Source organism: Corynebacterium mendelii, assembly GCF_017307055.1.
Classification (GTDB): domain Bacteria; phylum Actinomycetota; class Actinomycetes; order Mycobacteriales; family Mycobacteriaceae; genus Corynebacterium; species Corynebacterium mendelii.
Map to the genome: position 1 here is coordinate 541,733 of NZ_JAFLEQ010000003.1, position 21,419 is coordinate 563,151.

17 protein-coding genes are annotated in these 21,419 nt (G+C 63.8%); 6 read left to right on the plus strand and 11 right to left on the minus strand.

Annotated elements, in window-relative coordinates; all coding sequences use genetic code 11:
* Positions 1-86: 86 nt before the first annotated feature.
* The 4 genes from JZY06_RS02165 to secG all read left to right on the plus strand — a co-directional run bounded on the left by JZY06_RS02165 (position 87) and on the right by secG (position 5,830).
* Entirely contained in the window at positions 87-1,301 is a 1,215-nt protein-coding gene (locus JZY06_RS02165) for a phosphoglycerate kinase (RefSeq protein ID WP_207118125.1), read from the plus strand.
* Positions 1,302-1,584: 283 nt separating this feature from the next.
* On the plus strand, positions 1,585-2,358 hold the full coding sequence (gene tpiA, locus JZY06_RS02170; RefSeq protein ID WP_207118127.1) for a triose-phosphate isomerase: 774 nt from the start codon (positions 1,585-1,587) through the stop codon (positions 2,356-2,358).
* Positions 2,359-2,704: 346 nt separating this feature from the next.
* Positions 2,705-5,455, plus strand: a complete 2,751-nt coding sequence (gene ppc / locus JZY06_RS02175) for a phosphoenolpyruvate carboxylase (protein WP_207118129.1) — start codon at positions 2,705-2,707, stop codon at positions 5,453-5,455.
* A 138-nt stretch (positions 5,456-5,593) separates the two neighbouring features.
* Complete coding sequence (gene secG, locus JZY06_RS02180; RefSeq protein ID WP_207118131.1) at positions 5,594-5,830, plus strand: preprotein translocase subunit SecG; 237 nt, start codon at positions 5,594-5,596, stop codon at positions 5,828-5,830.
* 223 nt (positions 5,831-6,053) lie between these two features.
* On the opposite strand, the gene JZY06_RS02185 is transcribed toward secG, so the two are convergent.
* Positions 6,054-6,758, minus strand: a complete 705-nt coding sequence (locus JZY06_RS02185; RefSeq protein WP_207118133.1) for a TetR/AcrR family transcriptional regulator — start codon at positions 6,756-6,758, stop codon at positions 6,054-6,056.
* 103 nt (positions 6,759-6,861) lie between these two features.
* On the opposite strand from JZY06_RS02185, the gene JZY06_RS02190 reads away from it, so the two are divergent.
* Complete coding sequence (locus JZY06_RS02190) at positions 6,862-8,196, plus strand: MFS transporter (protein ID WP_207118135.1); 1,335 nt, start codon at positions 6,862-6,864, stop codon at positions 8,194-8,196.
* Between the two features lie 83 nt (positions 8,197-8,279).
* Here JZY06_RS02190 and pgl read toward each other — a convergent pair whose 3' ends face one another.
* From pgl to tkt, 6 genes are all read right to left on the minus strand, one after another.
* Positions 8,280-9,011, minus strand: coding sequence for a 6-phosphogluconolactonase (pgl, locus tag JZY06_RS02195; RefSeq protein ID WP_207118137.1), 732 nt, complete (start codon positions 9,009-9,011; stop codon positions 8,280-8,282).
* 103 nt (positions 9,012-9,114) lie between these two features.
* Entirely contained in the window at positions 9,115-10,071 is a 957-nt protein-coding gene (locus JZY06_RS02200) for a glucose-6-phosphate dehydrogenase assembly protein OpcA (RefSeq protein WP_207118139.1), read from the minus strand.
* A 107-nt stretch (positions 10,072-10,178) separates the two neighbouring features.
* Positions 10,179-11,711 (minus strand): glucose-6-phosphate dehydrogenase, encoded by a 1,533-nt coding sequence (gene zwf / locus JZY06_RS02205; RefSeq protein ID WP_207118308.1) that lies wholly within the window; start codon positions 11,709-11,711, stop codon positions 10,179-10,181.
* A 104-nt stretch (positions 11,712-11,815) separates the two neighbouring features.
* Positions 11,816-12,124, minus strand: coding sequence for a hypothetical protein (locus JZY06_RS02210; protein ID WP_207118141.1), 309 nt, complete (start codon positions 12,122-12,124; stop codon positions 11,816-11,818).
* 259 nt (positions 12,125-12,383) lie between these two features.
* Positions 12,384-13,469 carry a transaldolase gene (tal, locus tag JZY06_RS02215; RefSeq protein WP_207118143.1) on the minus strand — a complete coding sequence of 362 codons (1,086 nt, stop codon included), beginning with the start codon at positions 13,467-13,469 and terminating at the stop codon, positions 12,384-12,386.
* A gap of 182 nt (positions 13,470-13,651) precedes the next feature.
* Positions 13,652-15,748, minus strand: a complete 2,097-nt coding sequence (gene tkt, locus JZY06_RS02220) for a transketolase (protein ID WP_330617024.1) — start codon at positions 15,746-15,748, stop codon at positions 13,652-13,654.
* 390 nt (positions 15,749-16,138) lie between these two features.
* On the opposite strand from tkt, the gene JZY06_RS02225 reads away from it, so the two are divergent.
* A complete protein-coding gene (locus JZY06_RS02225; protein ID WP_207118147.1) occupies positions 16,139-17,068 on the plus strand; it encodes a heme o synthase in 930 nt (309 codons plus the stop codon).
* Between the two features lie 161 nt (positions 17,069-17,229).
* Here JZY06_RS02225 and JZY06_RS02230 read toward each other — a convergent pair whose 3' ends face one another.
* The 4 genes from JZY06_RS02230 to JZY06_RS02245 all read right to left on the minus strand — a co-directional run bounded on the left by JZY06_RS02230 (position 17,230) and on the right by JZY06_RS02245 (position 21,400).
* On the minus strand, positions 17,230-18,210 hold the full coding sequence (locus JZY06_RS02230; protein ID WP_207118149.1) for a quinone oxidoreductase family protein: 981 nt from the start codon (positions 18,208-18,210) through the stop codon (positions 17,230-17,232).
* 162 nt (positions 18,211-18,372) lie between these two features.
* Positions 18,373-19,353 carry a COX15/CtaA family protein gene (locus JZY06_RS02235; protein ID WP_330617025.1) on the minus strand — a complete coding sequence of 327 codons (981 nt, stop codon included), beginning with the start codon at positions 19,351-19,353 and terminating at the stop codon, positions 18,373-18,375.
* Positions 19,354-19,579: 226 nt separating this feature from the next.
* The gene (locus JZY06_RS02240) at positions 19,580-20,386 is read right to left on the minus strand and encodes an ABC transporter permease (RefSeq protein ID WP_207118151.1); all 807 of its coding nucleotides are present in this window, start codon (positions 20,384-20,386) and stop codon (positions 19,580-19,582) included.
* 12 nt (positions 20,387-20,398) lie between these two features.
* Positions 20,399-21,400 (minus strand): ABC transporter ATP-binding protein, encoded by a 1,002-nt coding sequence (locus tag JZY06_RS02245; protein ID WP_330617028.1) that lies wholly within the window; start codon positions 21,398-21,400, stop codon positions 20,399-20,401.
* Positions 21,401-21,419 lie beyond the last annotated feature (19 nt).

A 21,419-nucleotide genomic window follows, 5' to 3' on the forward strand; every position in this document is an offset into this window, starting at 1 on the left:
CCGCCACCGCAACAACAAGCACCACCCCGTGCTTTCCAACCGCTTTTTCCGCACCCGTTCCGCGACAGCTAGGACACACCACAACAATGACCGTGAAAACACTCAAAGACCTGCTCGACGAAGGCGTGACCGGACGCCACGTGCTGGTTCGCTCCGATTTCAACGTTCCGCTCAATGACGCCGGCGAGATCACCGACCCGGGCCGTATCGACGCATCCCTGCCGACGATCAAGGCCCTGGTCGACGGTGGCGCCCGCGTTGTTCTCATGGCCCACCTGGGCCGCCCCAAGGGCGAAGTCAACCCGAAGTTCTCCCTCGCTCCGGTGGCCGAGGCTCTCTCCGAGCGTCTCGACCAGTATGTGGCTCTGGCCGGCGATGTGGTCGGCGAGGACGCCCATGAGCGTGCCAACGGACTCAACGATGGCGATGTCATGCTCATCGAAAATGTTCGCTTCGATCCGCGTGAAACCTCCAAGGACGAGGAGCAGCGCAAGGAGTTCGCCACCCAGCTGGCCAGTTTGACCGGTGACAACGGCGCTTTCGTTTCTGATGGTTTCGGTGTCGTCCACCGTGCCCAGACATCCGTCTACGATGTCGCCAAGCTGCTGCCGCACTATGCGGGCCAGCTGGTCAACAAGGAAATCTCCACTCTGGCCAAGGTCGCGGAGAATCCGGACAAGCCCTACGTTGTCGTTCTCGGCGGCTCCAAGGTCTCCGACAAGCTCGGCGTGATCAAAGCCCTGGCACCGAAGACCGATGCCCTGATCATCGGCGGCGGCATGTGCTACACCTTCCTCGCCGCCCAGGGCCACAACGTCCAGAAGTCCCTGCTGCAGGAAGACATGATCGACACCTGCAAGCAGCTGATGGAAACCTACGGTGACGCCATCGTGCTGCCGGTCGACCTGATCGCCGCCAGCGAGTTCGACAAGAACGCCGAATCAAAGGTCGTGGACCTGGACGGCATTCCGGAAGGCTGGATGAGCCTGGATATCGGACCGAAGTCGGTGGAGCTGTTCGAGGAGCGTCTGTCGAGCGCGAAGACCATCTTCTGGAACGGCCCGATGGGTGTGTTCGAGTTCGAGAAATTTGCCGCCGGCACCAAGGGTGTTGCGGAGGCGATGATCAAAGCCACTGCCAACGGTGCTTTCTCCGTGGTCGGCGGCGGCGATTCCGCGGCCTCCGTGCGCACCCTCGGCCTGGACGAGGACGGCTTCTCCCACATCTCCACCGGCGGTGGCGCTTCCCTGGAATTCCTGGAAGGCAAAAAGCTTCCCGGCGTGGCCGTGCTGGAAGCTTAGAAAACCCGTCACCGGGTGCGGCGCCCACAACTGTGTGGGGTGAAGGATTTTGCCCGCAAGGAAAAACACTCCGCGCCCGGTTTTACCGGCCGTGCACGCTACGTTGCCGCGGCCGCAACCGTCATCCCGCCGCCCGTGATCGGGCAGCGGGATGACACCCGCCCCGGGATTCAACTGCCCGGGCGACACCATGGGGCACCACGCCCCGCCAGATAGTCACAACACACCGTTCAAACGGAATTGACACAACCGAAGAAAACCTCCGGAAAGGACTTTTCGAACCATGGCACGCACCCCCTTTATTGCCGGTAACTGGAAGATGAACCTCAACCACCTGGAGGCCATCTCCTGTGTGCAGAAGCTGGCTTTCGCCCTGCCCCAGGACTACTACGACAAGGTCGATGTGGCCGTGATCGTCCCCTTCACCGACATCCGCTCCGTACAGACCCTGGTCGAGGGTGACAAGCTGAAGGTCACCTACGGCGCCCAGGACATCTCCCAGCACGAATCCGGTGCCTACACCGGTGAGGTCGCCGGCGGCATGCTCGCCAAGCTCGGCTGCACGTGGGTTGTTGTCGGCCACTCCGAACGCCGTGACTACCACAATGAATCCGATGAACTGGTTGCCGCCAAGGCCAAGGCCACGCTGCACAACGGCATGAAACCGATTGTCTGTGTCGGCGAGCCGCTGGAAATCCGCGAAGCCGGCACCCACGTCGACCATGTCACTGCCCAGGTGAAAGCCTCCCTGGCAGGCCTGGACAACAAGGACCTGGAAAACACCGTCATCGCCTACGAACCGATCTGGGCCATCGGTACCGGCAAGGTTGCCTCGGCCGCCGACGCGCAGGAAGTCTGCCACGCCATCCGCGAAACCATCCGTGAAATTGCCGGCGACAGCATCGCCGACGGCATGCGCATTCTCTACGGCGGCTCGGTCAAGGCCGATTCCGTGGCAGAACTGGTCGGCCAACCCGATGTCGACGGTGGTCTGGTCGGCGGTGCTTCCCTGGACGGTGAAGCCTTCGCCAAGCTGGTCGCCAACGCGGCCCAGTAACACCACCCATCTTTTTCCGGATATGTGTTCCACCGGCCGGGCCACCACCGGCCGGTACCGGAGACGATGAACCTGCCCACCAGCGGGAACACACCCGCCCGGCGTGCGAAGGTGCCCCGGGCGGGGTTTGTGCTGTTCGGGGGCAAGCCCGTCGGTTTCGCCTAGACTTGTGGCGGCACACCCAACTATTCAATATTATTTTCAATAACCCACCGGACCCGCACGATTTCGGGAGCGCGCATCGATGTCTTTTCGCACCACAGGCCAATTGCCTCAGCCATTCTCGGTTTCCGGTGCGTTGCGTCAGGTGCTCAGGGAGTCCGGGGAAGGATTACAAGTACCCACCGTGAACGATCAACTCCGTGAAGACATCCGTCATTTGGGCAGGATTTTGGGCAATGTGATCGCCGAACAGGAGGGCGAGGACATCTTTGCCCTCGTCGAGCAGGCCCGGCGCCGCGCTTTCGGCGTTTCCCTGGGAGGGGAGGATTTGTCGACCCTCAATGAGCTGCTTGCCGGACGGCCCACCGAACAGCTGCTTCCCGTGGTCCGGGCTTTCTCCCATTTCGCGCTGTTAGTCAACCTGGCCGAGGACCTTTCCGACGAATCTGAACGGCAGAAGGGGCTTGACGCCGGGGAGATGCCAAAGGATTCCACACTGGCGGCAACCTGGATCAAACTGAAAAATGCCGATATTTCCGGCGAGGAAGTCACCCGGATGATCGAGGGCGCGGAAATCGCCCCGGTGCTGACGGCACACCCCACCGAAACCCGGCGACGTACCGTGTTCGACGTGCAAAAAGACATTACCCGGCTGATGATTGAGCGCCACTCGATTCTCAGTCGGCCGGAAAACGCCCGCACCCGCCCTCGGCTGGAGAAAATCGACAGGGCACTGCGCCGCACCATCACCGTGCTGTGGCAGACGGCCCTGGTCCGTGTGGCCCGGCCCCGTATCGAAGACGAAGTCGAGGTGGGGTTGCGCTACTACAAACTGTCGCTGTTGCAGACCATTCCCAGGATCAACCAGGATGTGTCCCGCGAGTTGAGGGACCGTTTCGGCCCGCAGGTACCCAAATCCGCGGTCATCAAACCCGGCTCCTGGATTGGCGGCGACCATGACGGCAACCCTTATGTGACAGCTGACACCCTGCACTACGCCACCACCAGGGCAGCGCAGACGGTGCTGCGCCATTACATCCGGGAGCTGCATGCCCTGGAACACGAATTGTCCCTCTCGGACAGGTTGACCGAGGTCAGCGATGAGCTTGTCGACCTGGCCGCCAAGGGCCGCAACGATGTGCCCTCCCGGGTCGATGAACCCTACCGGCGGGCCGTACACGGTATGCGCGGCCGGATGATGAAAACCTGCTGCGAGTTGATCGGAAAAGATTCCGTGGAAGGCAACTGGTACCAGGACCACCAGGCCTACCCGGATGCGGAGACGTTCACCAGGGATTTGAACGTGCTCGACGCGTCGCTTCGCGCCAGCCACGACGACCTGATCGCCGACGACCGGTTGGCCCGCCTGCGCGCCGCGGTGTTCTCCTTCGGTTTCCACCTGTACTCGCTGGATATCCGCCAGAACTCGGACTCCTTCGAGGATGTGCTCGACGAGGTGTTTGCCGCCGCCGGGGTGGCCACCAGCTACCGGGATCTTGATGAGACGGCCAAACGTGCTCTGCTGCTGGCGGAGATGGCCAGCCCCCGGCCACTGATCCCGGTGGGGGACAACAATTTCTCCGAGGCGACGGTGCGGGAGCTGAAGCTTATCGAGGCGGCCAAACAAGCCGTCGACCGGTTCGGCCCGCGGATGGTGCCGCACTGCATTATCTCCATGGCCACCTCGGTCACCGATGTGCTCGAGCCGATGGTGCTGCTCAAAGAGTTCGGCCTCATCCGGCCCAACGGTGACAAACCGACCGGAAGCATCGACATCATTCCGCTGTTTGAAACCATCGACGACCTCCAGGCGGGCGCCGATATTCTCCAGGACTTGTGGGGTGAGCCGGTCTACCGCAACTATCTGGCGCAGCGCGGCAACACCCAGGAAGTGATGCTCGGATACTCCGACTCCAACAAGGACGGCGGATATTTCGCAGCCAACTGGGCGCTCTACGACGCGGAGCTGGCGATTGTCAAGGCCTCCCAGAAAGCCGGAGTGGGTCTGCGGTTTTTCCATGGCCGCGGCGGTACCGTCGGCCGTGGCGGTGGACCCAGCTACGACGCCATCCTGGCCCAGCCCAAGGGAGCAGTCACCGGATCTGTGCGGGTGACCGAACAAGGGGAGATCATCTCCGCGAAATACGGCTCTGCCGTATCAGCCAGACGAAACCTCGAAGCGCTGGTTGCCTCCACCCTGGAAGCATCCCTGCTGGAGGTATCCGACCTGGAACAGCCGGAAGAGGCTTACCAGATCATGCGCCAGATTTCGGCGCTGTCGCAGAAAAAATACGCCGAACTCGTTCACGACGATCCGGGCTTTATCCCGTACTTCACTTCGTCGACACCCCTGGCCGAGATCGGCAGCCTCAATATCGGCTCCCGCCCGGCCACCCGCAAACAAACCTCGACTGTCAGTGACCTGCGTGCCATCCCATGGGTTCTGGCCTGGTCCCAGTCCCGTGTCATGTTGCCCGGTTGGTTCGGTGTGGGCACCGCTTTCAAACAGTGGATCGACGGTGATGAGGACAAGCTGCGCCGACTGCAGGAACTCAATGAACGCTGGCCGTTCTTCCGGTCGGTGCTGTCGAATATGGCGCAGGTGATGAGTAAAGCCGACATGGCCCTGGCCAAGCTCTACGCCGGCCTGGTCGATGACGACGGGGTCGAGGCAAGGGTGTTTGAGACCATCCGGGACGAATACGAACTGACCCGGCGGATGTTCTACGAGATCACCGAGTCCTACACGCTGCTCGACGACAACCCGGAGCTGGAACGCTCGGCGCGCAAACGCTTCCCGTATCTTTTGCCGCTGAACTGCATCCAGGCCGAGATGCTGCGGCGTTACCGCGCCGGTGACGACGGGGAACTGGTCGGGCCGTGCATCCGGTTGACCATGAACGGTCTGGCTACCGCACTGCGGAACTCCGGTTAAGACACGCCGCGTCCACCCACCCGGCCGGTTATGTATAATTGGCCGGGTGTCTGTGCCGGGCAGCGTGATATTCCGCTGCGGCCGGTACAGAAAACAACACATACTTTTCGCACGAATAAAAACCAACGAAGGACACCGATGGTTCTCGCTCTCCAGATCATTTTGGTCATTGCCGCCGTGCTCATGACGATTTTCATCCTGCTCCACAAGGGCAAGGGTGGCGGTCTGTCGAGCCTGTTCGGTGGTGGCGTCCAGTCGAACCTGTCCGGTTCCACTGTCGTCGAGAAAAACCTCGACCGCGTGACCATTATCTGCTGTCTGATTTGGCTGGCCTGCATTGTGGCACTGAATCTGCTGCAGGCCTACGCCACCTAGAAATAACCAGCCGGCCCCGCGGCCGCCGGCATCGACCACATCTCAACCGGGTACCACCGGGCGTGAGCGCCTGATGGACCCGGTTTTTCGTGTCCCAATCTTTTCCCGCCGTATTTTTCACCTGCTCCGCCGCTGGCCGTGACACACCCAGCGGCGCTCCACCAGCAACCCGCCCCGGTAATTTTGTCTGGTGCCGCGCCGCTTCCCGGAAAAAGCCGCACGGCTAGCGCTGTTCCAGCAGCGGTGTGAGAATGGTCTGTTCCACACCGGCCAAAACCGCATCGATGGTCATTGTGTAGTAGGTGGTGGAAATGTCCTCGGCCGCCTGCTGATCATTGCGGATCAATCCGACGAAGGTGTCCAGGAAACGGGAAATTGGCCCACTGGTGGCGGCCATGGGTTCCAGTTTCGCGACCAGGGCATCCATGTCCTGGCGGGGGCCGGGATAGTTGGGTGATTTCGCGTCCCGGATCACCACCGATGACACGGCGACGTTGAGGATCATGGAGTAGACCATCACCGCCGTATCGCCGAATCCGGCGTCCTCCAGTTTCCTCAGGCCGGTATCGAGGGTGCTGAAAGCGGAGTCCGGCATGTGGGCGCGCATCATCCTGTCGGCCAGCCCGGGATAGTCCAGCAGTACCGGCCGGAGGTTGTGCGCCAGCTGCCGGAACCACTGTTTCCACTCCAGAGAATCATCCGGCAGCTGTGCCGAGGCGTAGATACGGTCGGTGACGGCATCGATCAGGTCGGTCTTGGTGGAAAAATAGTGGTAGATCACGGACGGCACCACGTCGAGTTCCGCGGCAAGTGCCCTGACCGACCAGCCATCGATGCCGTGGATGTGGGCCAAAGAAATGGCGGCATCGATGACGGTATCGGGGGAAAGGCCCGCCCGCCTGCTTGTTGGTCCCGGTTGTCCAGCCATGGTTGCCCATTGTAGTAGCTCTTGCCGATGGTAGAACACAGTTCTAGTATGGAGGATGTCCAAAAGCTAAGGCTGCCCTGTGTCGAAAAGAAAGTTGGTAGTGATGGATACGCGGCGTGACAGCGGCAACGACCGGGAGCGCGACAACGGTTCCGGTATGCCGTCCCGGGTGCAGGCACCCGTGGTGCTGGCAACAGTGTTTCTGGCTTATATGGGGCAGATGCTGCTCAATCCGATCATCGCCCCCTTGTCCCGCGCGATGGGTCTGAAGGCCTGGCAGATCGGCGCGGTGATCTCTTTGTCGGCGGTGGTGTTGGCGCTTCTGTCACCGAAGTGGGGGAGAACCAGCCAGCGCATCGGCGTGAAAAAGGTGCTCATGCTTTCGCTGGCAGGGGCGGCTGTGTCGCTGGCGCTGTTTGGGTTGGTGGCCTGGGCCGGTACAACAGGGCTTGTCACCGGTGGTGTGCTGTTTGCCGCCATCGCTGTTCTCCGCGGTGTCGCCTACGGTGCGACAATCTCGGCGGTCGCGCCCTCCTCACAGGCCTATCTGGTCGATAACACCACCACGGAAGCCCAGCGGTTGAAGGCGATGGGGGCGATCGGCGCCGCCCAGGGCCTGTCGGCCATAGTGGGTGGGTTGGTTGGTGGGGGACTCGGGTATTTTTTCGGGTTGATGGCGCCGCTTGTCGTCATGCCGCTGATCGTGCTGGCCGCCATAGGATACGTGGGCGTGGGCTTTCACCCGGTGGCGGCGCGGGGGCGCTACCTGGAGCCGAAAAAAATCGCCTACACCGATCCGCGGGTGATGTGTTACCTGATCAGCGGTTTTCTGTTGTTTCTGGCTTTTTCTTCCCTGCAGGTGCTGTTCGGGTTCACGATTCAGGACCGGTTCGGTCTGGGGGCGGAACAAACCGCGGGCATGACTGCTGTGTTCATGTCGGTGATGGCGGTGACGATGGTGCTGACCCAGGGGGTGCTGGTGCCGAAACTGCCCTGGCCCTCGAGGGTTATTCTGCGCCGCGGACTGGTGGTGATGGCTATCTCGGCGGTCATGGTGTGGCCCACCGGTTCGTATGTGCTGCTGACAGTCGGTGTTGTTTTGTTCGGCCTGGGTTCCGGTGCGGCGATGACCGGCTACACAGCCGGACCCACCCTGTATCTGAACGGTGACGAGCAGGGATCCCTGGCTGGGATCATCAACTCCAACAACGGTGTCACCTATGCCGTGGCACCGGTGATCTCGACGGCGCTCTACAGCATCAATCCGCAGGCGGCATTCACCTTTGTCATTGTTCTGGCGGTTGCGGCCGTCGTGTTTGCCTACCTTCATCCGCGGCTGCGGCCCGACAAGCAGAAAGAAAGGGCGGAAGCAGCGGCGAAGGGGCAGACCCTGGCGCCCATCGCCAACAGTGGTACCGGCGGGCAACCGGCGCAGTGACACACTGCGGTGGGCGATACAGCAGTGCCAGGGCACGGTCGCTGTGCGGCAGTGCCCTGGCAGTCACGCGGATGGTGTTGGTGCTAATCGAGTAGACCGGCTGCCGCCTGATCAAGATAGATCCTGGTCTGGGTGCGGCCCGTGGCCCCGGCGACCGGAAGATCAAGGGGGTCGGCACCGTCGACAAGCTGTTTGACTGCGTCGGCTTTGTTTTCCCCGGCGACCAGAAGCCACACCCGTTCCGCGGCGCGTACGGCAGGCAGTGTCAGGGTGCAGCGCTGCGGCGGCGGCTTCGGGGAATCGGTGACCGCGGCCGTGAACACGGTGGTCTCAGCGGTGGCTGCGGTGTGGGGGAACAGCGAGTTGATATGGCCTTCCCCGCCCATGCCCAGCAGATGAAGGTCAAAGCCACGCGGTGCGTGTTCGTCAATCAGCCGGGCATAGTCGGCGGCCGCCGCGGCAAGATCATCCCGGGGAAGATTCCAGCTGAAGATATTGTCTTCCGGTATCCCGGCAGGGTCCAGAAAACACCGGCGGGCGGCACCTTCATTGGATTCCTCGTCGTCGACGCCCACGTTGCGCTCATCACCGAAGAAGAAATCGATGGAATCCAGTTCCAGTCCGGAGTCGGCGGCCAACCCAGCCAGCTTTTCAAGGAACATGATCCCGGCGCCGCCGCCGGTGAGCACTACCTTGAGCCGGCCGTCACCGGTGACACCACCCCGGTTCCGGGCGGCCGCTAAAACGGTGAGAAAATCCGCTGCGGCACGGTCGGTCAGGGCGTTGAGGTCGGCTAGACGAATTATGTCCATCATGGTCTTTCTGTGACGGGTTGTGTTAGAAAAAGCGGCTGCGGGGGCGAACCCGCCGACTACCTGCGGGCACCGGCAGTAAACAGGCTGCGGTAGTCCGCGCATTTTACTGCTGTGTGACCCGGCCCAGGGCGCGCAGCGCTTTGGCGTAGGCGTTGTCGGGGGCCAGGTGACGCATCTCTTCTGTCAGGCAGTCAGCCACCGAACGCCGGTTGAGCGGAACCAGGGAACTGCGTCCGGTGGCGTTATTGGTGACCGTCAGTGTCTGGTGGTCGGTGACGACAACAGTGATGGCACCACAGTTGCGTTCCAGCACCAGTTTGTGGATCGGGGGCAATTCATTTCCGTCGTCGTCGACAGGTACGGACGGTCCGTCGATATTGTGGCGGGTCACCGGTAACCCGAAACGGTCGGCCAGCCAGCCGGCCGCCAGACACACCGACGGGTTACCGGCGGGTCCCCACACTGCGGCGGAGGAGATTTCGTCGTGCGGGGGCTGGTCGAGGGTGGAGGCGACGACCCCACGCCACGGGGTGATCCGGGACCAGGCCATGTCGGAGTCTCCGGGAGCATAGTTGTCGCGCCGGATTTGCAGCGGCAATGTGGCGCCGGTGTGCTGGCAGTCGGTGATGCGGCGCTGCGCCAGACGGCCGATGGGATCACTGGCGAGATCCTTCGGTGCGGTTGACGGCCACCAGGCCACAATCGGGGTGTCGGGAAGAAGAAGCGGAGTCACCACAGCAGCCAGATGGTTGGTCGCGCCACCCCGCACGGTCATCAACACCATTTCCGTGGCCCCGGCATGCCCGCCAACCCGGATTTCGGCATCCAGGGACGGTTTGTCCGCCTCGTCTGCGACCGGAACCATCACCAGCACACGGGAGGGATGTTCCCGGGAAGCATCGGCGGTGGCGCCGCTGATGGCTTCGATATCGTCGTTGGGATCAGCCACCACAATGAGGGTGAGCACCCGTCCGGTGGTCGCCTGGCCGTGGGCCTCGCGGATGGTGACCAGCTTCTTGGCGATCTGCCGGGTGTCTGTGTCGGACAGTGTGAAGATCATGGTGTGTCGTGTTTTTCTGCTGTGTCTGTTAGGGAGAAAGCGGCTGGATCACCAGTGGTGCGGAGGGCAACATTCCTCCCGGCGGGGTGGTCACAGGCCGCCTTGATCTAGGGTCTGCGCCAGGTCCGGTGTTCCCGGGAGAGCATTTTTTCGGCCGATTCCGGGCCCCAGGTTCCCGCTTTGTAGGGTTCGGGTTTTCCGTGCGTTGCCCAGTAGTCGAGAATCGGATCGAGGATTTTCCACGACAACTCCACTTCCTCGTTGGTGGGAAACAGGCTGGATTCATCCAGCAGAGCATCCAGAATCAGCCGCTCATAGGCCTCCGGCGACTGTTCGGTGAAGGCTTCCGAATAGGAGAAATCCATGTTGACGTCGCGCACCTCCATGGTCGATCCGGGAACCTTCGACCCGAAGCGCATGGTCACTCCCTCATCGGGCTGCACCCTGATGACCATGGCATTTTTTCCCAGCGCGGTGGTCATCACATCACCGAAGGGCTGGTGGGGGGCCTGTTTGAACACCAGGGCGATTTCGGTGACCCGGCGGCCCAGGCGTTTGCCGGTGCGCAGATAGAAGGGAACCCCGGCCCACCGCCGGGAGTTGATCTCCAGGGTCAGGGCGGCGAATGTTTCGGTGGTTGATTGCGGATCGAAGCCGTCTTCCTCGGTCAGACCGCGCACCTGTTCACTGCCCTGCCAACCGGCCGTGTACTGGCCGCGGGCGGTGGTTTTCGCCAGCGGCAGCACCGGTTTGGTGGCCCGCAGCACCTTGATTTTTTCCGCCTGCAGCTCAGACGGGGTGAATTCGATGGGTTCTTCCATCGCAGTCAAAGCCAACAGCTGGATCAAGTGGTTCTGGATGACATCGCGTGCCGCCCCGATACCGTCGTAGTAGCCGGCCCGGCCACCCAATCCCATGTCCTCGGCCATGGTGATTTGCACATGGTCGACGTAGTGGGAGGTCCACAGCGGATCGAACAGCTGGTTGGCAAAGCGCAGCGCCATAATGTTCTGGACGGTTTCTTTGCCCAGATAGTGGTCGATGCGGAAAACCGCGTCTTCGGGGAAGACGGCGTTGACGGTTTCGTTGAGTTCTTTCGCCGAGGCCAGATCATGGCCGAAGGGCTTTTCGATGATCACCCGCCGCCACTGGCCGTCGGCTGCCTCTGCCAGCCCGGAGCGCTGCAGCTGATGGCACACCGGGGAAAACGAGTCCGGTGGAATCGACAGATAAAACGCCCAGTTGCCGGCGGTGCCGCGGGTGTTGTCGACTTCGGCGACAGTGGCGTTGAGGGTGTCGAAGGCAGCGTCGTCGTCGAAGGTGCCGCGGACAAAGATAATGGCTTCGGCCAGGCGCTGCCACACATTGTCCCGGAACGCGGTGCGGGCGCCGTGTTCCACCGCTTTTTTCACGTAGTCGCAGAAATCGTCATGGTCCCAGTCGCGGCGGCCGAAACCGATGAGGGTGAAACCGGCCGGCAGCAGACCGCGGTTGGCCAGATCGTAGATAGCGGGCAGAAGTTTTTTGCGCGCCAAGTCTCCGGTGACACCGAAAATGACCATGCCGCACGGGCCTGCGATACGGGGAAGCCGCTTGTCCTGGGGGTCACGCAGCGGATTGAACCAGGTTGAACGGTCCATGGCGCCGGTTAGAGTGTTTGTCACGTCGATTACTTGTCTGTGGGAAAAGAAGGGGACAGTGTCGTGGGATGGGGCCGGCTGCAATCCGGTGGCCCCTGCCGGGGTTAGGCGGGCGTGTCGTCGATGAAGGTGTTGGAGCTGAGCGAATCACCGGCTTTGGCCCCGGTGGAACCGAACTGGGGGTCGTTGATGATCAGGGTGGCCACCACCGAGGCGAGGATGGTGGCAACGAGCGAGGGCACCACGGCGATTCGTGACAGATCGAAATCCAGCTGCGGCACCGGCATACCGGCGGCCGGGACAGCCTGTACCACCGCGGGTTGCTGCGGAGTCTCGGCCACCGCAGGTGCCGCAGCGGTCAGGCCGGTGGCGGTGGCGGTGGCAAGGGCGACGGCGGCGAGGGACAGGCGCATGGGGGAGAAACCTTCTTCTGGGTGTCGGGGTGGTGAAATGTCAGCCGCCGTACGGTCTCGGCCGGCGGGGGGACAACAAAAACTAAAGATGGCACCATCTTAGCGGCGCCCCGGGGCCGGTTGCAGGGCAGTCCGGTCAATTTTCTGTTGGGCGACAAAAACCCCGCGTGGCGCCCGGGGTGCGGCGAAGGTGCCTCACCGTCGGGCGGGAACGCGGGGTGGGTGGAAAAACTCCGTCGCCAACGGGGAAAAGACCCCGTCAGGCTTTCAGTTGGTCGGCCATGGAGGACAAAAGCCCGTTCCAGGAGTCGACGAATTTCTCCACGCCCTCCCGCTCCAGGACGGCGAAAACATCGTCGAAGTCGATTCCGACGGCTTCGAGTTGGCGGAAGATTTCCTCCGCCTGCCGAAGATTCGGCGTCAGGGTGTCACCGGTGATGTTGTCACCTGCGATGGCGGCGTCAATGGTCGGCTCCGGCATGGTGTTGACGGTGTTGGGGCCGGCCAGTTCCACGACGTACATGTCGGCGGGGTAGGCCGGATCCTTCACCCCGGTTGACGCCCACAGCGGCCGCTGGATATTGGCCCCGGCGGGAACCTGGTCGTCAACGATGAGCTGTTTGAACGCGGCGTAGGTGCGGCGGGCGTTGGCCAGCCCCGCGGTGCCCTTGAGTTTTTCCGCCTCCGGGGTGCCGATGGCGTCGAGCCTTTTGTCGACTTCCGTGTCAACCCGGGAGACAAACAGGCTCGCCACCGAGTGGATGGCGGTCAGATCCAGGCCGTTGGCCTTCGCCTGGCGGATACCCTCGGAAAACGCGGCCCATACTTTGCGGTAGCACTCGACGGAGAAAATCAGGGTGACGTTGACCGAAATTCCCTCCGCCAGGGCCTGGGTGACCGCCGGGAGTGATCCGGGGGTGGCCGGGATTTTGATCATGGCGTTGGGCCGGTCGACCCGTTTCCACAGATCGCGGGCCTGGGCGATGGTTTTGTCGGTGTCTTCGGAGATACGGGGATCCACCTCGATGGAGACCCGGCCATCCTTGCCGCCGGAGCTGCGGTAGACCTCCTGGAAGATGTCGCAGGCCCGCCGCACATCGTCGATGGCCATGGCGTAGACGGCGTCATCTGCCGCGGCACCCTGTTTTTTCAGCTCATTGATCTGGGCGTCGTAGGCGCTGCCCTTGCTCATGGCGGAGGCGAAGATCGCCGGGTTGGTGGTGACACCCACGATGGATTTGGTCTCAATCAGTTCGGCGAGATTGCCGGAGGTCAGACGGTCGCGGGACAGGTCGTCCAACCAGGTGGAGGTGCCTGCCTTGGCAAGATCATCAATGGCTGTCATGGAAATATCCTTACTGCTGCTGGACGTGTCATGGATGGCCGCGGGACGCGGTGCATCCGGTTGGCTCCCACCCTAGTTGTTTCTGCGCCGGCGCGGGCGGGGCGGGAAGAAAAAACTCCGCCCCGCCGGCCTGGGTGCCGACGGGGCGGATGATGCTGGGGACAAGCACAAAACGGGTGGTGCTACTTGGTGGCGGCCAGCGATTCGGTGGCCGCCGCGGCAATGGCGTCCGCGGTGAAGCCGAATTCCTCGAACAGTTTCTCCGCCGGGGCGGAGGCGCCGAAGTGGTCCAGCGAGACGGCCCGGCCGGCTTCCCCGAGCAACTGGTACCACGGCATGGCGATTCCGGCTTCGACGCTGACCCGGGCGCGGATGGCGTGGGGGAGCACCTTTTCCCGGTAGGCCCGGTCCTGGGCGAGGAACAGATCCAGGCAGGGAACCGACACCACGCGGGCGGCAACGCCGTCGGCGGCCAGCGTGTCAGCGGCTTCCACGGCCAGGTGCACCTCGGAGCCGGTGGCCATGAGGATGACATCCGGTGTCCGGTCGGCCGGTTCAACCAGAATGTAGGCACCGCGGGCGACACCTTCCCGGGCTTTCTCCTTGGTTCCTTCGAGTACCGGAAGGTTCTGCCGTGACAGGGCCAGCGCCTTCGGTGAGGGACCCATCTCCAGGGCGGCGGCCCAGCTGGCGGCCGTTTCGTTGGCGTCGGCAGGCCGGAACACGCTGACATTCGGGATGGCCCGCAGGCTGGCCAGCTGCTCGACGGGCTGGTGGGTGGGGCCGTCTTCGCCCAAACCGATGGAATCGTGGGTCCACACGTAGTAGGCGTCGGTGCCCATCAGGGCGGCCAGACGCACGGCCGGACGCATGTAGTCGGAGAAAATCAGGAAGGTACCGCCGTAGGGGCGGGTGCCGCCGTGCAGGGAGATGCCGTTCATGATCGACCCCATGGCGTGCTCACGGATACCGAAGTGCATGTTGCGCCCGTAGGGGTGGGTCGACCAGGTGCCGGTGGTGATGTCCTCGGGTCCGAAGGAGTTCTCCCCGTCGATGACGGTGTTGTTCGAGCCGGCCAGGTCGGCTGATCCGCCCCACAGTTCCGGCATCTTCGCCGCCAGGGCGTTGAGGCACATGCCAGAGGCTTTGCGGGTGGCCACCCCCTTCGGATCCGGATCCCAGGAGGGAAGATCGGCGTCGAAGTCGGCCGGCAGCTCCCGCTTGCTGATCCGGTCGAGCAGCGCCTTTTTCTCCGGGTTGTTTTCTGCCCACCGGTTGAATGCCTGAAGCCAGGAGGCGTGTGCCGCGGCGCCGCGCTCGGTGAGTGTGCGGGTGTGGGCCAGCACCTCCTCGTCGATGGGGAAGTGGACCTCGGGATCAAAGCCGAGTTCCTTTTTGGTGGCCGCCACTTCCTCGGCGCCCAAAGCCGCACCATGGCAGGCACCGGTGTTCATCATGGTAGGCGCCGGGTAGCCGATGATGGTGCGCACCCGGATGAAGGTCGGTCTGGTGGTGTCGGCTTTGGCCTGGTCCACCGCATCGACGATGGCGGCAACGTTTTCGCCGCCCTCGACTTCGATGACCTGCCAGCCGTAGGCCCGGTAGCGGGCGCAGACATCCTCGGTGAAGGCGATCTGGGTGTCATCTTCGATGGATATCCGGTTGTCGTCCCAGAACACGATCAGGTTGCCCAGTTTGTGGGTTCCCGCCAGCGATGAGGCCTCGGAGGTCACACCCTCCTGCAGGTCACCGTCGGAGGCGATGCACCAGATGTAGTGGTCGAAGGGGGAGGTGCCGGCCGGTGCCGCGGGATCGAACAGGCCGCGTTCCCGGCGGGAAGCCATGGCCATGCCGACTGCGGAAGCCAGGCCCTGGCCCAGCGGGCCGGTGGTGATCTCCACGCCCTTGGTGTGGCCGTACTCCGGATGCCCCGGGGTCAGCGCACCCCAGGTGCGCAGGTCTTTCAGATCCTCCATCTCCAGTCCGAAACCACCGAGAAACAGCTGGATGTACTGGGTCAGCGAGGAATGCCCGCAGGACAGCACGAAGCGGTCCCGGCCGATCCATTCGGTATCGGCCGGATCGTGGCGCATCACCTTCTGGTAGAGGGTGTAGGCCAGCGGCGCCAGCGACATGGCGGTGCCGGGGTGGCCGGAGCCGCACCGCTGCACGGCGTCGGCCGCCAGAATCCGCGCGGTGTCCACCGCCCGGGTGTCCAGGTCGGACCAGTCGTCGGGGTAGGAGCGTGTGGTCAGGGCGTCGAAGTCCGGGTGAGTCACGGTGGTTGAGTGTCCTTTTAAGCTGACTGTCGGGATGATTGCTGGTTGTTGAACGGCCGCACCGGCATCGCTTCCTCGCAGAAGGGGGTGGTGGGCCACTGTCATTACTCTACCGTGCCAGCCCGGCCGCTGTCTCACCGCGGCCCGGCAGGTCACCGGTGGCGCAGGGGACGGGCGGCAGGCTGCGGCAGCGCCCGTGGAGTGTCGCTGCGAGCTGCCGGTTGACCCCGTTTCGGGCATGCCGGTATGGGGTGGTTGGCGTGAAACCGGGACTGCCGGACTATTGTGTTGGGGTACCCGTCCGCGGGTGTCCGGGCCGCAGGTGTGGCGCGGGGGTGTCCACGCCCGCCGCCGGCCGGTCACGGCCAACGGAAAACCAATGACAGTTGTGTGAGGGATTTCTTGGAGACGATCAAGGCCTACTTCGCGTTGACGAAGCCGAGGGTCATCGAGCTGTTGCTCGTGGCGTCGTTTCCCGCGATGCTGCAGGCCGACCGTGGGGCCAACCACGTCGGTCTCATTTTGCTCACCGTCATCGGCGGGTGGATGGGGGCGGCGGCGGCCAACACCTTCAACATGATCGCCGACAGCGACATCGACCAGAAGATGAAACGCACCGAACGCCGCCCGCTGGCGGCGCATTCGGTGACCAACACGCAGGCCACCGTGTTCGCCTGGACCCTGACAGTGGTCAGTTTCTTCTGGCTGTGGCTGTTGTGCGGATCGCTGCTGGCGGCCGTGTTCGTCATGCTGACGATTGCTTTCTACATTTTCGTCTACACCAAGTGGCTGAAACGCTCCACGCCGCAAAACGTCGTGTGGGGTGGCGCCGCCGGCTGCATGCCGGTGATGGTCGGCTGGGCGGTGATCACCGATCATCTCGCTCCCGGGGTGCCGCACCAGTGGTGGCAGGCCATTGTGCTGTTTATGGTGATTTTCTTCTGGACACCGCCGCACACCTGGGCGCTGGCGATGAAATACAAAGACGACTACGAGGCCGCCGGGGTACCGATGATGCCGGTGGTGCGTCCCCCCGCCGAGGTCACCCGCCAGATTGTGCTCTACACCTGGGCCACCGTCATCACCACCCTGCTGCTGGTTCCCGCCGCGGGATGGCTGTACGCGGCTGTTGCCGCCGGGGCGGGCATCTGGTTCATCGTCCGCGCCCACATGCTGCACGCCGGGGTGAAAAAGGGCGAGGAAGTCAAGCCGATGAAGCTGTTTTTGCTCTCCAACAACTACCTGGCAGTCGTGTTCGTGGCCCTGTCGATCGACGCGTTTCTCAATATGCAGCCGCTGGCGGCGGCAGCCGGTCTTTAAAAAAGAACACCCGCACCCCACCCCCCCGCCTGCGGCGGTGAGAAAGCCCGCGGATTTTTCCTTTCCCGCCCACCCGATCCAACCCCGCGAACTATTCCGCGGCAGCGGGTGGGCGGGTGCCGTCGTCCATGGGCGGGGTGGTGGTGCTTTTCAGGCGGATGTCACCGCTGGTGCAGCGTGCCGGTGACATCCAGCACCACTGAGCCGGTGGTGGCACGTGACTGCAGCGCCCGGTGGGCGTCGGCGGCCCGCTCGAGCGGGAAGGTCGCGCCGATACGGATATCGATTTCGCCGTCGACAATCGCCCGGGTGACCGCCTGGGCGCGTTTGCCGAATTCCTCGGCGCTGGCGGTGTAGTCGGCCAGGGTGGGGCGGGTCAAAAACAGCGAGCCGTGGCTGTTGAGCAGCTGCGGGTCAACCGGATCCACCGGCCCGGAGGCCGCCCCGAACAGGCACAGGGTTCCCCGCGGGGCGACGGTTTCAAGCAGCTGGGAAAACGTGTCTTTGCCCACCCCGTCGTAGGCCACCGTCACCCCTTGTCCGTCGGTGGCGTCACGGATCTGTGCGGCCAGATCATCGCCGTAGCGCAGCACCACATCGGCCCCCGCCTGCCGGGAGAGCTGTTCTTTGTCGTCGCTGGAGACCACGGTGATCACCCGGGCGCCCAGGTTTGTGGCCATGCGGGTGGCAATCAGTCCCACCCCGCCGGCCCCGGCGGTGATCACACAGCTGTCACCGGGACCCAGCCGGCAGACCCCGTGGGTCAAATAGTGTGCGGTCATGCCTTGGAGCAACATGCTGGCGGCCACCGCCGGGCCAATGCCCTGCGGTACGGCGACCAGCCTGTCGGAGGGAACACAGACTTTCTCCGCGTAGGAGCCGAAACCATCGCACCAGGCGACCAGGGTGCCGGGGGCGATGGTGCCGGAGGGGTCGTCGATGACGGTGCCGGTGCCCTCGAAACCGGGAATCAGCGGCAGCGGCCGCGGATAGATGCCTTCCCGGATATAGGTGTCGATGTAGTTGACGCCGGCGACATCGACAGCCACCAGCACCTGGCCGTCACCCGGTACAGGATCCTCGATCTCCCGGTAGGACAAAACCCCGGGTCCGCCGTGTGCGTCCACCACTATTGCATGCATGCTGTCGATGGTAGACCACTGGGGCGGTTGCGCGTGGCTTTATCCGGCTGCCGGTCAGCCACACCGGAACGCCCCCGGGAGTTGACCGGGGGCGCAGGAGAAGACGGCCGATGGCCAGCCCCCACCGGGTGGTGGGGGCTCCGGGCGGGCGGGGAGGTGACGTCAGTGCACTCTGCCTGCGGACAGTCTGGCGTCACCCGACCGGGAACCGGTGCGCCAGGTGCCGCCACCGGTGGTGGTGTGCGCCATAGCCCACACGATGGCGGTCAGGCCGCACACCACACCGGACAGTCCCACATGCACCGGAACCGTCCAGCGGGGGATGCCGAAGTTGTACTGGATAATGCCGATGGCGGCCTGCACCACAATCATGGCGATCAGCCACAGCCCCTGTTTGCGGACCCTGGTGGAGGCGTTGATGGTGTACAGGCCGAACAGCAGACCGATGGTCATGCCCAGGTAGAGGTACATGAAGTGGGCGTGGATTTGGGCGATGTAGGCCAAATCCAGCTGCAGGCGTCCCTCTTCGGCGGCCACCGCGTCACCGGCGTGCCGGCCGGCCCCGGTGACCATGGTGCCGGTGATCAGCACCATCGCCAGGGCGGCCCCGCTGACGGCGGCCAGGACAGCCAGTGTCCGCGGGTAGGCGCGCACCCGTGTGCCGTCATCGGGTTCGCCGATGCGCACCCACAGCACGGCGGCCAGCCACACCAGGACCATCGACGGAAGAAAGTGCATGGCCACCGTCCACCAGGCCAGCTGCAGTTTCACTGAAATGGCCCCGAGGATGGCCTGCACCACAATGCCCAGGCCCTGGATGAGCGCCAGCACAATGATCATGCGGCGGCGTTTGGACCGCAGGACCGAGACGAACAATCCGATCGCAATCCCGGCCAGCACAAAGGTCAGCAGACGGTTGCCGAACTCGATGGCCTGGTGCACCAGCGGGGCGGCACCGGCCACCGGAACCAGCGACCCGGGATGGCATTCCGGCCAGGTGATGCAGCCGAGTCCCGATCCGGTGACACGGACAATGGAACCGCTGACCAGGATGCCGGTTTGGGCGATGAGCATGGCCAGCGCCCATTTTTTCTGCCGGGCGATCGTGGGCGTTTTTTTCAGGGGAGCAAAGACACCATTCACGCCCACCGAGTGTAGCGGGTTGCAACCCTGCTTCCCGAATTATTTTTGGCTATGCTAACCGCACCTGTCGCGGATGGGGCGGCTTTTGCGCAGGTCGCGGCGGCGCAACGTGACAGGGTCCACATCTGGGGATTGCGGCGGGGATCCGCCGCGGCGCGGCGCCCGACAAAAGCAGCCGCGGATGTGCGGCGGCCGGTGCGTCAGAAAGCCGGCCGGAGGACAAGGGTTATTTCATGGTGAAGGAGAACCATCTGTTGGCCGCCAGTGCCCCGAGGATGGTCCAGATGACCAGGATCGCGGCATCAAGCCAGGGGACTTGCCCGTTCAAGGCGGTGAAGGTCCCTTCGGCCAGCGCGATGGAGGGCACGATGTGGTACCACACCGCCACCTGACCGCCGGAGGTGATCAGGGCGAAACCGGCCGCCCCGGCCAGCAGGAACCAGATGAGGTTGGCCAGCGCCAACACGATTTCGCTGGACAGTGTTCCGCCCAGAAGAAGACCGAGGGCCGTGAAACAGGCCACCCCGATGACCAGCACCACCAGTCCGAGCAGCACGTGCAGTGGGGGTTGCCGCCAGCCGAGGACCAGGGCGGTGGCGCCCAAAATGAGGGTTTGCACCACCGACACCCCCCACACCCCCATGACTTTGCCGGTGATGATCGCCCAGGCCGGCACCCCGGAGGCGCCGATTCTTTTCAGTGCCCCGTAGCGGCGGTCGAAGGCCACGGCGATGGCCTGGCCGGTAAAACCCGCCGACATGGCGCTGATCGCCATGGTCAGGGGGAAGACGTAGTCGACCGGATTGTCCAGGTCGACAACCGGCACCACGGTGAGGCTGACCAGCAGGAGGAAGGGGATGATCAGGCTGAGCAGCTGCTGTTCGCCGTGGCGCAGAAACAGCAGGGATTCAATGCGGGCCTGGTGGGCGATCATCCGCCCGATCGGGGCGCGGGCCGGATCCGGGGTGAAGGTGTTGGCGGGAAAACGCCCGGTGCCACGGTGCGGCCGGGTGGGTGCTCGGTGATCGGTCATGGTGGAAAAACTTCAGCTCCTCAAGCTGGTGCCGGTGATATCGAGGAACACATCCTCCAGGCTGCGGTGGTCGACGGCCAGATGCCTGACCAGGACGTTTTGTTCCCGGGCTGCGGCGGCAACCTTTTCGACCAGCTCCGGGGTGGGGGTGCCCGATATCCGGTAGGTTAACGGTTTGACTGCGGTGACCGTCGGCTGCGGCTGGTTGCTGGCTGTATCGTCGCCGCCGCGCAGAAAAGCGGTGGCGCGCCCGGGATCGAGCGGGGTGGCTGTGTCCAGCCGGATGCGGGCCACGGTGGCTTCCGCCTGTCCGCTGGTCAGTTCGGCGGGGGTGCCCTCGGCGACGGTGCGCCCGGAGTCGATGATGACGACTTTGTCGGCCAGGGCTTCCGCCTCGTCCATCAGGTGGGTGGTCAAGACGGTTGTCACGCCGTCGCGGCGCAGTGAATCGATCAAATCCCACACCGCCAGCCGGGACTGGGTGTCCATGCCGGCGGTCGGTTCATCCAGAAACACCAGCTGGGGGCGGCCCACCAGGCACAAAGCAAGCGACAGGCGTTGTTTCTGCCCGCCGGACAGGCGCCGGTAGGAGGATTTTTTCAGCCCCGCCAGGCCGACGGTGTCCAGCAGCCAGGCGGTGTCCAGCGGATGGGCGCAGTAGCTGGCGGCCAAATCGAGCATTTCACCCACCCGGATTCCCGGGTAGGCGCCGCCGCCCTGCAGCATGATGCCGATGTTGTTGCGCACCGTCTGCGGATCGGTCACCGGGTTGGCGCCGAGAACCTCCACGGTCCCGGAACTCGGTTGGGTGAATCCCTCGCAGATTTCGATGGTGGTGGTTTTCCCCGCCCCGTTGGGTCCCAGCAGAGCGACGACCTGACCGTGGTCGACGCGCAGGCTCAGATGGTCGACCGCGGTGACGGAGCCATAGTTTTTCACCAGATCGGTGATGCGTACGGCCACATCCGGTTCCGGGGCGCCCGCTAACGGCTGCTGGGGTGTTTTGACAGTCACGCCGACAAGTCTAGGGCAG

Coding starts and splice junctions, on each gene's coding strand:
- tal (WP_207118143.1), bottom strand. CDS start 13,469: ATGACAGCCATTGATGATCTTGCCAAGGCAGGCACCTCCACCTGGTTG.
- JZY06_RS02200 (WP_207118139.1), bottom strand. CDS start 10,071: ATGATCTTCACACTGTCCGACACAGACACCCGGCAGATCGCCAAGAAG.
- pgl (WP_207118137.1), bottom strand. CDS start 9,011: ATGATGGACATAATTCGTCTAGCCGACCTCAACGCCCTGACCGACCGT.
- tpiA (WP_207118127.1), top strand. CDS start 1,585: ATGGCACGCACCCCCTTTATTGCCGGTAACTGGAAGATGAACCTCAAC.
- JZY06_RS02190 (WP_207118135.1), top strand. CDS start 6,862: ATGGATACGCGGCGTGACAGCGGCAACGACCGGGAGCGCGACAACGGT.
- secG (WP_207118131.1), top strand. CDS start 5,594: ATGGTTCTCGCTCTCCAGATCATTTTGGTCATTGCCGCCGTGCTCATG.
- JZY06_RS02185 (WP_207118133.1), bottom strand. CDS start 6,758: ATGGCTGGACAACCGGGACCAACAAGCAGGCGGGCGGGCCTTTCCCCC.
- JZY06_RS02210 (WP_207118141.1), bottom strand. CDS start 12,124: ATGCGCCTGTCCCTCGCCGCCGTCGCCCTTGCCACCGCCACCGCCACC.
- JZY06_RS02240 (WP_207118151.1), bottom strand. CDS start 20,386: ATGACCGATCACCGAGCACCCACCCGGCCGCACCGTGGCACCGGGCGT.
- zwf (WP_207118308.1), bottom strand. CDS start 11,711: ATGGACCGTTCAACCTGGTTCAATCCGCTGCGTGACCCCCAGGACAAG.
- JZY06_RS02165 (WP_207118125.1), top strand. CDS start 87: ATGACCGTGAAAACACTCAAAGACCTGCTCGACGAAGGCGTGACCGGA.
- JZY06_RS02230 (WP_207118149.1), bottom strand. CDS start 18,210: ATGCATGCAATAGTGGTGGACGCACACGGCGGACCCGGGGTTTTGTCC.